Here is a 12530-nt window from a genome sequence, read left to right as displayed (position 1 = left end):
GGTGGGGGCCGACCCTGTCGGCGATGCTTCGTCAGTGGCGGAAGTGGCGAACGCCCGTGAACACCATCGCCATGTCGTGCTCATCCGCGGCGGCGACCACCTCGCTGTCGCGCATGGAGCCGCCGGGCTGGATGACCGCGCGGATACCCGCCGCGGCGGCCGCGTCGATGCCGTCTCGGAACGGGAAGAACGCATCCGAGGCCATCGCGCTGCCCGGCACCACGAGGCCGGCTTCCTCGGCCTTCAGACCGGCGATCTTCGCACTGACGACGCGGCTCATCTGGCCGGCGCCGATGCCGATCGTCCGGTTGTCCTTGGCGTAGACGATGGCGTTGGACTTCACCATCTTCGCCACGCGCCAGGCGAACAGCAGGTCGTCGAGTTCGCCCGGGGTGGGCTGGCGCTTGCTGACCACCTTCAGTTCGTCCCGCTGGACCTGCCGGTGATCGGCCGTCTGCACGAGCAGGCCCGAGCCCACGCGTTTCACGTCGTGCGTGTTGCGGCCGTCACCCGGCGGGATCTCCAGCACGCGCACGTTGGCCTTCTTCGCGGCTTCGTCGACCGCCCCGGCGTCGACCTGGGGAGCGATCAGCACCTCGACGAACTGGCGCTTCAGAATGGTTTTCGCGGTTTCCGCGTCGAGCGGGCGGTTGAACGCGATGATGCCGCCGAAGGCCGAGGTCGGGTCGGTGGCATAGGCGAGTTCATAGGCCGCCAGCGGGTCGGCCGCCACGGCGACCCCGCAAGGATTCGCGTGCTTCACGATCACGCAGGCCGGCGCATCGAACTGGCGCACGCATTCCCATGCGGCATCGGCATCGGCGATGTTGTTGTACGACAGTTCCTTGCCCTGCAGCTGGCGGAACGTTGCGAGCGTGCCGGGCGCGGGATAGAGGTCGCGGTAGAACGCGCCGGCCTGATGCGGGTTTTCGCCGTAGCGCAGGTCCATCACCTTGATGAAGCGACCATTCGACTGCCCGGGAAATTCCGCGCGTGAAACGATCGCCGTCTGCGTATCGTCGAGCGTGACGCCGGAAAGATAATCGCTGATCGCGGCATCGTAATTCGATACGCGGTTGAACGCGGCGACCGAGAGCCTGAAGCGCGTGGCCCGCGACAGCCCTCCGTTCTGCTCGATCTCAGCCAGTGCATCGTCGTACTGCGATGGATCGGTCAACACGCCGACATCGTTCCAGTTCTTCGCCGCGGCGCGGAGCATGGCCGGGCCGCCGATATCGATGTTCTCGATGGCGTCTTCCAGCGAGCATGCCGGATCGGCCACGGTACGCTCGAAGGGATACAGGTTGAGTACGAGCAGGTCGATCGGGACGATGCCGTGTTCCGCCATCACCGCGTCGTCGGTGCCACGCCGGCCGAGCAGGCCACCGTGGACCCGCGGATGCAGCGTCTTCACCCGCCCGTCCATGATTTCCGGGAATCCGGTGAGGTCGCCCACGTCGCGCACCGGAATACCCGCTTCACGAAGGGCTTTCGCCGAGCCACCGGTGGAAAGGATTTCGACGTTCGCGGCGGCGAGGCGGCGAGCCAGCCCGGTCAGGCCTTGCTTGTCGGAAACGCTGACGAGCGCGCGGCGGACGGGAACGAGATCGGGCGTGGGCATGGGCACTTCCGGGGACGAAAGCGCGTCATTATAGCCGCCCGGACGTCCGTGCGGCCCGGCGATGCGCCAGTCAGGAAATCCCGTGGGCGGCGAGCTTCTTGCGAAGGGTGGCGCGGTTGATACCGAGGGCGGCCGCGGCGCGGCTCTGGTTGCCTTCGTGGAAGGTGAGCACTTCGCGCAGCAACGGGCCTTCGACTTCCCGGATCACGAGGGCGTGCAGGCCTTCACCGAACTCGGTATCACCAATATCGGCCAGGTAGCGACGAACCGTACGACTGACACATTCGCTGAGGGCGCTCTGCATGGAGGTTTCGTTGGCGGCCTCGCCGGCAGACAGTCTCACAGCGTTCAAGGCATTCCCCTCTCGCAGACCGGAGCGCAGGTCTCCGGTCGGTTCTTATCGGTATGGTGCTTCTTGGGCAGCGACCCGTTCACCTCGTCGGGGTGATGAAAAGTCGCGAAGGGAACCGAGTGTACTCGCCCCGGAGAGTGAAGTGCAGGCTTGCAAAAAGAAATTTTTTCGAACGCTTCACTCGAAGCTGAATGCGAAAGCCACCGCCTTCTGGCCCGGGTCTTGCACCTCGAACACCATGGCCGTGGTGACGCCGCTGCCCAGGCCGCGCGAACGTGCCGCGGCATCGCCCGCATAGTCCTCGGGCTGGAAGCGGCGCATGGCCAGGCGTTGGCCGTTGGCGTCCGTGAGGACGATGGTCACGACCGGATACGGTTGCGCGAACGACGCGTCGTTTCGCACGCTGGCGGTGATGAGCAAGCCGTCGGTGACCGACGGGTGTTGTTCGACGTCGCGCGCGAGGAGGCGCAAGCGGGAGGGATCGGACACCAGGGGCAGGCGGCAGCCCAGCATCGCGCAACCGGTTTCCAGCATGGGGCCGATCGCCGGATCGGCGATGAGGGCCTCGCGCTTGGCCCATGCCAGTTGTATTCCCAGGCCGAGGATCAGCACCGTGCAGACGGCCGCCCACGCGGCGGTGTGCCATGAGCGGCGTTGCCGTTTGGCGAACCGGGGCGTGAAGGTCAGTTGCGAGAAGTCTTCACCGGCTTCCGCCGTGGCGTCGTCTTCCGCCGAAGTGCTCGCCTCGGTCTCGAACGGAGCTTCGCCCACATGCGGGCGAGGCCGGAACACCGCCACCATGGCCGTCGGCGGATCCCTGTCCAGCGCATGTTCGGCGAGGTGTGTGAAGGGCTCCGGTGGCAGTTGCTCGGCGAGCGTGCCGAGCGCGTTGAACACCGCGTCGCAATGGCTGCAGCGCACGCAGCCGCAGGCGTGGACCAGAAGTTCCGCTTCCAGCTTATAGACGGTGAGGCACTCGGGGCACTGCGTATACATAGGCCCGGATCATAACGGCCACGCCGAGCCCGTGCTCGCCCGGTAGAATCGGGGATCCGTCCACCGCACTGGCCCCACGATGCCCTGGCTCGAACTATCCCTCACGATCCGTGCCGCCGAGCAACCGCGTGTCGAAGCGACGCTCGAAGACCTGGGCGCGCTGTCCATCACGCTGCAGGACGCCGACGCGGAAACGCCCGACGAAGAGGCCATCTTCGAACCCGGGGTGGGCGAGATTCCGCTCTGGAACCAGATCGTGCTGAACGCGTTGTTCGACGCCGATGCCGACAAGCGTGGCCTGACCGCCGCCATCGCCGACGACCTGCCCTTCATCGAGCCCGCCCACATCACCTGGCGCGAGGTGGAGGACCAGGACTGGGAGCGTGCGTGGATGGACCAGTTCAAGCCCATGCCGTTCGGCCGCCGGTTGTGGGTCTATCCATGGAACATCGAACCGCCGGCCGAGGGCGGAATCGTCGTGGTCCGGCTCGACCCGGGCCTCGCCTTCGGAACGGGAACGCATCCCACCACGGCGATGTGCCTGGAATGGCTCGATGGCCAGCAGATGGCGGGCAAGTTCGTCCTCGATTACGGCTGCGGCTCGGGCATCCTTGCCATCGCTGCGTTGAAGCTCGGCGCGGCGCGCGCCGTCGGCATCGACAACGATCCGCAAGCCTTGCTCGCGTCGCGTGACAACGCCGAGCGCAACGGTGTCCACGACGATCTGGACGTGTATCTACCTGGCCAGGCGCCCGCCGGGCAAGCCGACGTGCTCGTGGCGAATATCCTCGCCGGCCCCCTTGGCGAGCTCGCCCCGACCTTCGCCGCGGCCGTGAAGCCCGGCGCACCGTTCGCGCTCTCGGGCATCCTCTCCGGGCAGCACGAGGAATTGCTCGCGCGTTACGCGGAATGGTTCGATGAACTGGAAGTGCGCACGCTCGAGGATTGGGTACGCATCAGCGGCCGCCGCAAGGCTTGACCAAAAAAATCCCGCCTTGCGGCGGGATTTTCTTCGTTACGTGGATGGCGTTTCTTTCTGCTCGGCCATTCGCTTTTCCAGGTAGTGGATGTTTTGCCCACCCTGCTGGAAGCCGACGTCGGCCATGATCCGCTGCTGTAGCGGGATGTTGCATTTCACGCCCTCGATCACCGTCTCGGTCAGGGCCATGCGCATGCGCGCGATGGCCGTGGCGCGGTCCGGGCCGTGGACGATGATCTTGCCGATCATCGAATCGTAGTTCGGCGGGATGCGGTAGCCGTCGTACAGATGCGTGTCGACGCGTACGCCCGGGCCACCCGGCGCCTCGAAACGCTTCACCGTGCCGGGGCTCGGCATGAAGGTGTCGGGATCCTCGGCATTGATGCGGCATTCGATCGCGTGACCGTTGAGGACGATGTCCTCCTGGCGGATCGACAGCTTCTCGCCACCGGCGATCAGCAACTGCTCGCGGACGAGGTCGATGCCGGTCACCAGCTCGGTCACCGGATGTTCCACCTGGATGCGGGTGTTCATCTCGATGAAGTAGAAGCGGCCGTTCTCGAACAGGAACTCGAACGTGCCCGCGCCGCGATAGCCGATGCGGATGCAGGCGTCCACGCAGACCTTGCCGATCTGCTCGCGCAGTTCCGGCGTGATGCCCGGCGCAGGTGCTTCTTCCACCACCTTCTGGTGGCGGCGTTGCATCGAGCAGTCGCGTTCACCGAGGTGGATGGCGTTGCCCTGGCCGTCGGCGAGCACCTGGATTTCCACGTGGCGTGGGTTTTCCAGGAACTTCTCCATGTAGACCTGATCGTTGCTGAAAGCCGCCTTGGCTTCCTGCTTGGTCATGACGATGGAGTTCGCTAGATGGGCCTCGGTACGCACGACGCGCATGCCGCGACCGCCGCCGCCCCCGGCCGCCTTGATGATCACCGGATAGCCGATCTCGCGCGCGATGCGGATGTTCTCGTCCGTGTCGTCGCCGAGCGGGCCGCCGGAACCGGGCACGCAGGGCACGCCCGCGGCCTTCATGGCGCGGATCGCCTCCACCTTGTCACCCATCAGGCGGATGACGTCGGCCGTGGGGCCGATGAAGACGAAGCCGGATTGCTCAACCTGCTCGGCGAAGTTCGCGTTCTCCGAGAGGAAGCCGTACCCCGGATGGATCGCGCCCGCGTCGGTGATCTCGGCGGCGGCGATGATCCGCGGAATGTTGAGGTAGCTGTCGGCCGAGGGACCCGGGCCGATGCATACCGATTCGTCGGCCAGGCCGACGTGCTTGAGGTTGCGATCGACGGTGGAGTGCACCGCGACCGTCTTGATGCCGAGCGCGTGGCACGCGCGCAGCACCCGCAGCGCGATCTCGCCGCGATTGGCTATAACGACCTTCTCGAGCATGCGTCGGGGCCTCAGGCGATGACGAACATCGGTTCGTCGAATTCCACCGGCTGGCCGTTCTCGACCAGGATGGCGACGACGGTACCGGATACGTCGGCCTCGATCTGGTTGAACATCTTCATCGCTTCGATGATGCCCAGCGTTTCGCCGGCCTTGACCTGCTGGCCGATGCTGGCGAACGCCGGAGCGCCCGGCGTGGAGGCGGCGTAGAACGTGCCGACCATCGGCGCCTTGACCACGTGGCCCGGCGGCAGGCCGGGCTCCGCGGGCGGCGCGGCGGGAGCGGCGGCAGGCGCGGCAGCGACCGGGGCGACGGGCGCGGGCGCGGCCATCATCTGCGGCGCGGCGGCGGTGCCCTTGGGCACTCGCGAAAGACGCACCACTTCCTCGCCTTCCTTGATTTCCAGCTCGGCGAGGTTCGATTCCTCGAGCAGGTCGATGAGCTTCTTTATCTTGCGCAGGTCCATGGGACAAACCTTCTGGTGGTGGATGCGGGCGCCCCGGGGGCGCGCCGCGAATGGGAATCAGGCGGCGGGCAGGGCCAGCCGGAGCAGCGCGGCCTCGAGCGCCAGCCGGTAGCTGTCGCCGCCGAAGCCGCAGATCACGCCGGCGGCGATGTCCGATACGTACGAGTGGTGCCGGAACGGCTCGCGTGCGTGCGGATTGGACAGGTGGATCTCGATGAACGGAATGGCCACGCCGGCCAGCGCGTCGCGCAGGGCGACCGATGTGTGCGTGAAGGCCGCCGGATTGACGAGGATCCAGGCCGTGCCTTCGTCGCGGGCCTGGTGGATCCGTCCGATCAGTTCGTGTTCCGCGTTGGACTGGAACCAGCCCAGGTCGTGCCCGGCGGCTTGTGCCCGGGCTTGCAGCGATGTGTTGATGTCGGCGAGCGTTTCATGCCCGTAGACCGAAGGCTCGCGCACGCCGAGGAGATTGAGGTTGGGTCCGTGCAGGACGAGGATCCTGGCCACTGTTCACCTGTGCCGTGGGTCCGGGGCTCCGGAACGCCGCGAAGTGTGCGCCTGTCGCCCACCCTTGTCCAGTTCGGTGAAGTTCGGCGCAGTTCGCTGGAGATCGCGACTTTCCAGACGCTCGCGTATGTTTCTGCCAACTGTGGGAGCTGACCCTGTCAGCGATTCCGCCCCTCATCGGCGAGCAAACAACGCCCGCCAGCCCTCGATTCCCAACCGGTCCAGCGTCTCCATGTTCGCCTCGAAGATCTTCGAGGCCTCCGGGAAGGCCGCCACCGCGCGGTCGATGCTCGCCTCGCGCAGCAGGTGCAGGGTCGGATACGGCGAGCGGTTGGTGTAGTTAGTGATGTCATCGGGCGCGGTGCCTTCGAACTGGAAGGCGGGGTGGAAACTCGCTACCTGGATATCCCCTTCCAGGTCGAGGTCGGCCACTGTCTCGTCCGCCACTTCGAGGAACTCGTTGTAGTCGAGGAAATCGTCGAGCACGTGAGGATGGATCAACAAGGTGGTGTCCACCACCTCCGGATCGGTGTCGCGAAGAAGTTCCAGCTCACGGACCAGGTCGGCGTGCAGTTGCAAAGGTTGCGTGGCGTCGCTGACGACGTAACGGACCTGGCCCTTCTTGTGCACCGCCTTGGCGAACGGGCACAGGTTGAGGCCGATGACGGCGCGCTCGAGCCAGCGGCGCGTGTCCTCGATCGCCTGGTCGGGTGGGAGCTTGGGGTCCATGCGAGGTTTCCGTGGTTCAGGGCGCGAGCCAGGCGTCGAGTTCCGCCTGGCTGAAGGTACCGAGCTTGCGCCGCAGGATACGCCCGTCCTCGCCGATGAGGACGCTGTAGGGAAGGACGCGGCGGGTATTGCCGAAGGACAGCGAGCCACCAGGCGCGTCGCTGTCGGCCAGCACCACCGGATAGTCCACCGGCTGCGCGGCCAGATAGGCACGCACCGAACCCGCCGTGTCTTCGGCTACGCCGAGGATCGCGACGTTGCGTGCCTTATATCGCCCGGCGTTTTCGCTCAGCAACGGCATTTCACGGCGGCAGGGCGCGCACCAGGTCGCCCAGAAGTTGATGAGCAGGCGCTTGCCGCGCCAGTCCGAAAGCTGGCGCGGCTTGCCGTCGACGGTGAGGAAGGTAGCCGGTGGTGGAAGCTCGCCGATATCCGACACCGTGACGCCTTGCGGTGGTGGTGGATTCAGGCGGCGATGCTCCAGGTACAGGCCCGTGGACGTGGCGGCGATCGCTAGCACCACGATCCAGAAGGTCGGGCCGCGGCTCATGGATGCGCGGCGGCCTCGAGCGCCTTTTCGACGCTGTCGTAGGTGAGCACGGTGGAAAGCTTGCGGCCGTCGCCACCGCCCTTCGGGTAGACCACGTAGAGCGGCACGCCCACCGAATGGTACTGCTCCAGGAAAGCCGCGATGGTGGCGTTGACGTCCGTCCAGTCACCCTTCATGTAGACGGTGCCGGTGCGGGTCAGCAGTGCCTTGAAGGCGTCGGTATCGAGCACCGCCTTTTCGTTTGCCTTGCAGGTGATGCACCAGTCGGCGGTCATGTCGACCAGCACGGGCGTTCCCGCGCCACGCAGCTCGGCCAGCTTCTCCGGCGAATACGGGACCGACCCGTCGGCGGCCACGCGCAGGGCCGCGCCCTGGGCCGGCAGGCCGTGCACGGCCCATAGCGCAGCGGCGGCACCGACCATCAGCACGCCGGTGAACACCCAGGACAAGCGTGCGCCACGGCTGCGGCCGTACCACCACAGGGCCATGGCCAACAGCACGCCGCCGGCGAGCACGAGGGCGGTCGCGTCGGCGCCACGTTGCTTGGTCAGTACCCATAGCAGCCAGACCGCCGTGAGGTACATCGGAAACGCCAGCAACTGCTTGAGGGTCTCCATCCACCGGCCCGGGCGTGGCAACAGCCGCGCGATCGCCGGGACGAATCCGATCAGCAGGAAGGGCAGGGCGAGGCCGAGGCCGAGCGCCAGGAAGATCAGGAAGGCTACGCCCAGCGGCGCGGCGAAGGCGAACGCGATCGCGGAACCCATGAAAGGCGCGGTGCAGGGGCTGGCCACGACCACGGCGAGCACGCCGGTGAAGAAGTCGCCGGAAGGGCCGGACCGCGCGGCGAGTCCACTGCCGACGTTGCCGAGCGAGCCGCCGATCTCGAACACGCCGGACATCGACAGGCCCACGGCCAGCATCACGTAGACGAGCAGGCCGATCGCCAGCGGCTGCTGGAATTGAGCGCCCCACTGGATGCCATGTCCCGCCGCGCGGATGCCGACGATGACCAGGCCCAGGACGGCGAAGGCGGCCAGAACGCCCGCCGTGTACCAGAGCGCGTGCTTGCGTGCGGCGCCCGGGCTTTCCCCGCTTTCGAGGACGGTGATGGCTTTCAGCGACAACACCGGCAACACGCACGGCATGAGGTTCAGTACCAGGCCGCCGAGCAAGGCGAGCCCGATGGCCGCGATGAAGCCGACAGGTGCGTCACCGCCTGGCGCCAGGCCGGGCGGCGGCGGGGTCGGTGCGACATCCGCCGGCGCGGCGGCAGGCTGCTCCTCGGACGGCGCCCCGACGGATGCCGTGCCCGCGCCCAGGTCGACCTTGATGTGCCGCGTCATCACCGGGTAGCAGATGCCGTTTTCGAGGCAGCCCTGGTAAGCCACGTCGATCGCCACCGCCGTGGCGCCCGAGGCGCCATTCAGCGGCACCGGCAGCTCCACCTGGTCGAAGTAGACGATCGTGTCGCCGAAGTGTTCGTCGTGATGGGCGGTGCCGCTGGGCCAGTCCGGCTCGCCCACGGTCACGCCGGCGGGCGACGCCACCGTGATCTGCGTCTTGTCCCGATAGAGGTAGTAGTCCTTGGGCATGGTCCAGCGCAGCAGCAGGCTGCCGTGGTCCTTGACCAGTGCCTCGAAGCGGAACGCCTGGTCGACGGGAAGCGCCTGCGCCTCGCCAGCCGACGCGGTCGTCGTGGGGCCTCCGAGCAGCGCGGCCCCGTTGGCGACCGGGGACGCGGCGGCGGGAATGGTCGACGCGCCGCCTATCGCGAGCTTCAGGTGCTCGGTGTTCGGCGGATAACAGATTTTCGGGTCCACCTCGTGGCAGCCCTGGTACTGGACGTCGAGGGCCAGCGTCCTGGTGGCGGCGTCGACGAGGGTGTACGGCACGCTGGCTTCCACATCACCGTGGTAGATCTCCACGTCGCCGAGGAATTCGTCGTGCTTCTTCAGGCCATCGGGAAGCGTCGGCTCGCCCAGCGTGACCGCCGCGGGCTCCGCCGCCTTGATCTTGATCCGGCCCCGGTAGAGGTAATAGTCCGGCGCGATCCGCCAGTGCAGCTTCACCATGCCGGGCTGGCTGGCATCGGAAGTGAGGTGGAAAGCCTGGGTGACCGGCAGCAGGTCGTCGTCGCTTTGGGCGAGCGCCGGCAGGGCGGCGAACAAGGCGAGGCCGGCGATCAGGTTCCGCGCGAGGCGGGCGAACGACGTCATGGCGACTCCGGGGATCGGTGCGGTGACGAACCGCGTGGGGCGTCGGTCATTATGACCGGGCAAACCCTTATTAGCTTGCATCGACGCTGGCTTCCAGCCAGGCGAGGTAAGGCGCATGGCCTTCCACCAGCGGCAGGGCCACGACCTCCGGCACCTCGTAGGGATGGTGCTCGACGACGAAAGCCTCGACCGCCGCGAAGGCCTCGCGGGTGGTCTTCACCAGCAGGAGGTCTTCGGCGTCGGTGACCACCTCGCCTTTCCAGCGGTAGGTGGACCGCATTCCCGGCAGGTGGTTCACGCAGGCGGCGAGGCCGGCCTGCACCAGGCCGTGGGCGAGGGTGGCGGCGGGTTCGCCGGCGGGACAGGCGACGAGGATGGCGATGGGTTCGGACATGGGTCGATTGTGGTCTTTTTTGTACCGGGGGCCTTGAACGGTTTCGCGCAGGCGCCATCTGTCGATCACCCTGGGGCTCTTCCGATTCGTGGAGAGCTTTGGCTAAAATTCTGGCACTCACCCTTGGCAAGTGCTAACAGGGTGGACCAATTTCGTTATCCGTCAATCACATGGTTGGAGAAGTCATGAGCAAACTGCGCCCGCTGCACGATCGCGTCATCGTCAAGCGTCTCGAAGAAGAGCGTGTTTCCGCCGGTGGCATCGTCATCCCGGACAGCGCCACCGAGAAGCCCACCCGCGGCAAGGTCATCGCCGCCGGTACCGGCCTCCTCCTGGCCAGCGGCCAGCTCCGCCCGATGGGCGTGAAGGAAGGCGACGTCGTCCTGTTCGGCAAGTACGCCGGCCAGGAAATCAAGGTCGATGGCGAAGAACTGGTCTTCCTGAAGGAAGACGACATCGTGGCGGTCCTGGAAGGCTGAGCCCCCGCTCGCCCCGTTCCTCCCGGCTATCCCAAACAACTGATCTCAAGGATTTTCACTCATGGCATCTAAAGAAGTCCGCTTCGGCGAAGACGTCCGCGCACGCATGCTGAAGGGCGTCAACACGCTCGCCAACGCCGTCAAGGTCACCCTCGGTCCGAAGGGCCGCAACGTCGTGCTCGAGAAGAGCTTCGGCGCCCCGACCGTCACCAAGGACGGCGTCTCGGTCGCGAAGGAAATCGAACTCGCCGACAAGTACGAGAACATCGGCGCCCAGATCGTCAAGGAAGCCGCCTCGAAGACCTCCGACGTGGCCGGCGACGGCACCACGACCGCGACCGTCCTCGCCCAGGCATTCATCCAGGAAGGCCTGAAGGCCGTGGCCGCCGGCATCAACCCGATGGACCTCAAGCGCGGTATCGACCAGGCCGTCACGGCTGCCGTCGCCGAGCTGAAGAAGCTCTCGAACCCGACCGCCGACGACAAGGCGATCGCCCAGGTCGGCACGATCTCGGCCAACTCCGACTCGAACATCGGCGACATCATCGCCACCGCGATGGGCAAGGTCGGCAAGGAAGGCGTGATCACGGTCGAGGAAGGCTCGGGCCTCGAGAACGAGCTCGACGTCGTCGAGGGCATGCAGTTCGACCGCGGCTACCTCTCGCCGTACTTCATCAACAACCAGCAGTCGCAGCAGGTTGAACTGGACGACCCGTTCATCCTCATCCACGACAAGAAGATCTCGAACGTCCGTGAGCTGCTGCCGGTGCTCGAGGCTGTCGCGAAGGCTGGCAAGCCGCTGCTGATCGTCGCCGAGGAAGTCGAGGGCGAAGCCCTGGCCACCCTCGTCGTCAACACCATCCGTGGCATCGTCAAGGTCGCCGCCGTCAAGGCGCCGGGCTTCGGCGATCGCCGCAAGGCCATCCTGGAAGACATCGCCGTCCTTACCGGCGGCACGGTCATCTCCGAGGAAGTCGGCCTGGCTCTCGACAAGGCCACGATCAACGACCTCGGCCACGCGAAGCGCGTCGTGATCACCAAGGAAAACACCACGATCATCGACGGTGCCGGCGAAGCCGAGGGCATCCAGTCGCGCATCAAGCAGATCAAGACGCAGATCGAAGAGACCTCGTCGGACTACGATCGCGAGAAGCTGCAGGAGCGCGTCGCCAAGCTTGCCGGCGGTGTCGCCGTGATCAAGGTCGGCGCCGCGACGGAAGTCGAGATGAAGGAAAAGAAGGCCCGCGTCGAAGACGCCCTGCACGCCACGCGTGCGGCCGTCGAAGAAGGCGTGGTCCCGGGCGGCGGCGTCGCCCTGATCCGTGCGCTGAAGGCCCTGGAAGGCCTGAAGGGCAAGAACCCGGACCAGGACCTCGGCATCGCGATCACCCGTCGCACGCTGGAAGCCCCGCTGCGCGCTATCGTCACCAACGCTGGCGAAGAGGCTTCGGTCATCGTCAACCAGGTGAAGGATGGCCAGGGTAACTTCGGCTACAACGCCGCCACCGGCGAGTTCGGCGACATGATCGCGTTCGGCATCCTGGACCCGACCAAGGTCACCCGTTCGGCGCTGCAGTTCGCCGCCTCGGTGGCCGGCTCGATCATCACGACCGAAGCGGCCGTGACCGAGCTGCCGAAGAAGGACGACGGCCACGGCCACGGTGCCCCCGGCGGCATGGGTGGCATGGGCGGCATGGACTTCTAAGTCCGCGCCTCCCTGGTTCGTCACGAAAAGCCCCGCGAAAGCGGGGCTTTTCTTTTTCGGGCCCGGCTTCGCCCGCGCATTCGCCCTGTCACTTGCCGCATTCGGGTGGGAAGCGGGCTTGCCCGCGATCCTTC

At 66.5% G+C, this 12530-nt stretch carries 13 protein-coding genes; 3 read left to right on the top strand and 10 right to left on the bottom strand.

Features of this window, described 5'->3' with window-relative positions; genetic code table 11:
- Positions 1-31 precede the first annotated feature (31 nt).
- From purH to QFZ41_RS07610, 3 genes are all read right to left on the bottom strand, one after another.
- On the bottom strand, positions 32-1621 hold the full coding sequence (gene purH, locus QFZ41_RS07620) for a bifunctional phosphoribosylaminoimidazolecarboxamide formyltransferase/IMP cyclohydrolase (protein ID WP_429198201.1): 1590 nt from the start codon (positions 1619-1621) through the stop codon (positions 32-34).
- Positions 1622-1691: 70 nt separating this feature from the next.
- Positions 1692-1925: a helix-turn-helix domain-containing protein gene (locus QFZ41_RS07615; RefSeq protein WP_429198200.1), complete on the bottom strand. Its 234-nt coding sequence runs from the start codon at positions 1923-1925 to the stop codon at positions 1692-1694.
- Positions 1926-2150: 225 nt separating this feature from the next.
- A complete protein-coding gene (locus QFZ41_RS07610) occupies positions 2151-2969 on the bottom strand; it encodes a zinc-ribbon and DUF3426 domain-containing protein (protein WP_429198199.1) in 819 nt (272 codons plus the stop codon).
- Between the two features lie 79 nt (positions 2970-3048).
- Here QFZ41_RS07610 and prmA point away from each other — a divergent pair, with 79 nt between their 5' ends.
- The gene (gene prmA, locus QFZ41_RS07605) at positions 3049-3948 is read left to right on the top strand and encodes a 50S ribosomal protein L11 methyltransferase (protein ID WP_429198198.1); all 900 of its coding nucleotides are present in this window, start codon (positions 3049-3051) and stop codon (positions 3946-3948) included.
- Positions 3949-3984: 36 nt separating this feature from the next.
- Here the strand turns inward: prmA and accC are convergent, their stop codons facing one another.
- From accC to cutA, 7 genes are all read right to left on the bottom strand, one after another.
- A complete protein-coding gene (gene accC, locus QFZ41_RS07600) occupies positions 3985-5346 on the bottom strand; it encodes an acetyl-CoA carboxylase biotin carboxylase subunit (RefSeq protein WP_429198197.1) in 1362 nt (453 codons plus the stop codon).
- An 11-nt stretch (positions 5347-5357) separates the two neighbouring features.
- Positions 5358-5813, bottom strand: a complete 456-nt coding sequence (gene accB / locus QFZ41_RS07595) for an acetyl-CoA carboxylase biotin carboxyl carrier protein (RefSeq protein WP_429198196.1) — start codon at positions 5811-5813, stop codon at positions 5358-5360.
- A 57-nt stretch (positions 5814-5870) separates the two neighbouring features.
- Positions 5871-6320 carry a type II 3-dehydroquinate dehydratase gene (gene aroQ / locus QFZ41_RS07590; RefSeq protein ID WP_429198195.1) on the bottom strand — a complete coding sequence of 150 codons (450 nt, stop codon included), beginning with the start codon at positions 6318-6320 and terminating at the stop codon, positions 5871-5873.
- Positions 6321-6494: 174 nt separating this feature from the next.
- On the bottom strand, positions 6495-7049 hold the full coding sequence (locus tag QFZ41_RS07585; protein ID WP_429198194.1) for a DUF1415 domain-containing protein: 555 nt from the start codon (positions 7047-7049) through the stop codon (positions 6495-6497).
- Between the two features lie 16 nt (positions 7050-7065).
- On the bottom strand, positions 7066-7599 hold the full coding sequence (locus tag QFZ41_RS07580; protein ID WP_429198193.1) for a TlpA family protein disulfide reductase: 534 nt from the start codon (positions 7597-7599) through the stop codon (positions 7066-7068).
- Positions 7596-9818, bottom strand: coding sequence for a protein-disulfide reductase DsbD family protein (locus tag QFZ41_RS07575; RefSeq protein ID WP_429198192.1), 2223 nt, complete (start codon positions 9816-9818; stop codon positions 7596-7598). The genes QFZ41_RS07580 and QFZ41_RS07575 overlap by 4 nt, the downstream gene beginning before the upstream one ends.
- Before the next feature lie 70 nt (positions 9819-9888).
- The gene (cutA, locus tag QFZ41_RS07570; RefSeq protein WP_429198191.1) at positions 9889-10212 is read right to left on the bottom strand and encodes a divalent-cation tolerance protein CutA; all 324 of its coding nucleotides are present in this window, start codon (positions 10210-10212) and stop codon (positions 9889-9891) included.
- A 185-nt stretch (positions 10213-10397) separates the two neighbouring features.
- Between cutA and QFZ41_RS07565 the strand changes: the two genes are divergently transcribed.
- Together QFZ41_RS07565 and groL are read left to right on the top strand one after the other, a co-directional pair.
- Positions 10398-10691, top strand: coding sequence for a co-chaperone GroES (locus QFZ41_RS07565; protein ID WP_036110126.1), 294 nt, complete (start codon positions 10398-10400; stop codon positions 10689-10691).
- Positions 10692-10752: 61 nt separating this feature from the next.
- The gene (gene groL / locus QFZ41_RS07560) at positions 10753-12396 is read left to right on the top strand and encodes a chaperonin GroEL (RefSeq protein ID WP_429198190.1); all 1644 of its coding nucleotides are present in this window, start codon (positions 10753-10755) and stop codon (positions 12394-12396) included.
- Positions 12397-12530: the final 134 nt, after the last annotated feature.

This window comes from Luteibacter sp. W1I16 (assembly GCF_050434905.1).
Lineage (GTDB): Bacteria > Pseudomonadota > Gammaproteobacteria > Xanthomonadales > Rhodanobacteraceae > Luteibacter.
Note: the sequence above shows the minus strand (reverse complement) of the source record. Positions and strands in the feature narration are given on the sequence as shown.

Bases quoted from the DNA above. Each gene is read 5' to 3' on its own strand.
- purH (WP_429198201.1), bottom strand. From the start codon at position 1,621: ATGCCCACGCCCGATCTCGTTCCCGTCCGCCGCGCGCTCGTCAGCGTT.
- QFZ41_RS07615 (WP_429198200.1), bottom strand. From the start codon at position 1,925: ATGCAGAGCGCCCTCAGCGAATGTGTCAGTCGTACGGTTCGTCGCTAC.
- QFZ41_RS07610 (WP_429198199.1), bottom strand. From the start codon at position 2,969: ATGTATACGCAGTGCCCCGAGTGCCTCACCGTCTATAAGCTGGAAGCG.
- prmA (WP_429198198.1), top strand. From the start codon at position 3,049: ATGCCCTGGCTCGAACTATCCCTCACGATCCGTGCCGCCGAGCAACCG.
- accC (WP_429198197.1), bottom strand. From the start codon at position 5,346: ATGCTCGAGAAGGTCGTTATAGCCAATCGCGGCGAGATCGCGCTGCGG.
- accB (WP_429198196.1), bottom strand. From the start codon at position 5,813: ATGGACCTGCGCAAGATAAAGAAGCTCATCGACCTGCTCGAGGAATCG.
- QFZ41_RS07585 (WP_429198194.1), bottom strand. From the start codon at position 7,049: ATGGACCCCAAGCTCCCACCCGACCAGGCGATCGAGGACACGCGCCGC.
- QFZ41_RS07580 (WP_429198193.1), bottom strand. From the start codon at position 7,599: ATGAGCCGCGGCCCGACCTTCTGGATCGTGGTGCTAGCGATCGCCGCC.
- QFZ41_RS07575 (WP_429198192.1), bottom strand. From the start codon at position 9,818: ATGACGTCGTTCGCCCGCCTCGCGCGGAACCTGATCGCCGGCCTCGCC.
- cutA (WP_429198191.1), bottom strand. From the start codon at position 10,212: ATGTCCGAACCCATCGCCATCCTCGTCGCCTGTCCCGCCGGCGAACCC.
- QFZ41_RS07565 (WP_036110126.1), top strand. From the start codon at position 10,398: ATGAGCAAACTGCGCCCGCTGCACGATCGCGTCATCGTCAAGCGTCTC.
- groL (WP_429198190.1), top strand. From the start codon at position 10,753: ATGGCATCTAAAGAAGTCCGCTTCGGCGAAGACGTCCGCGCACGCATG.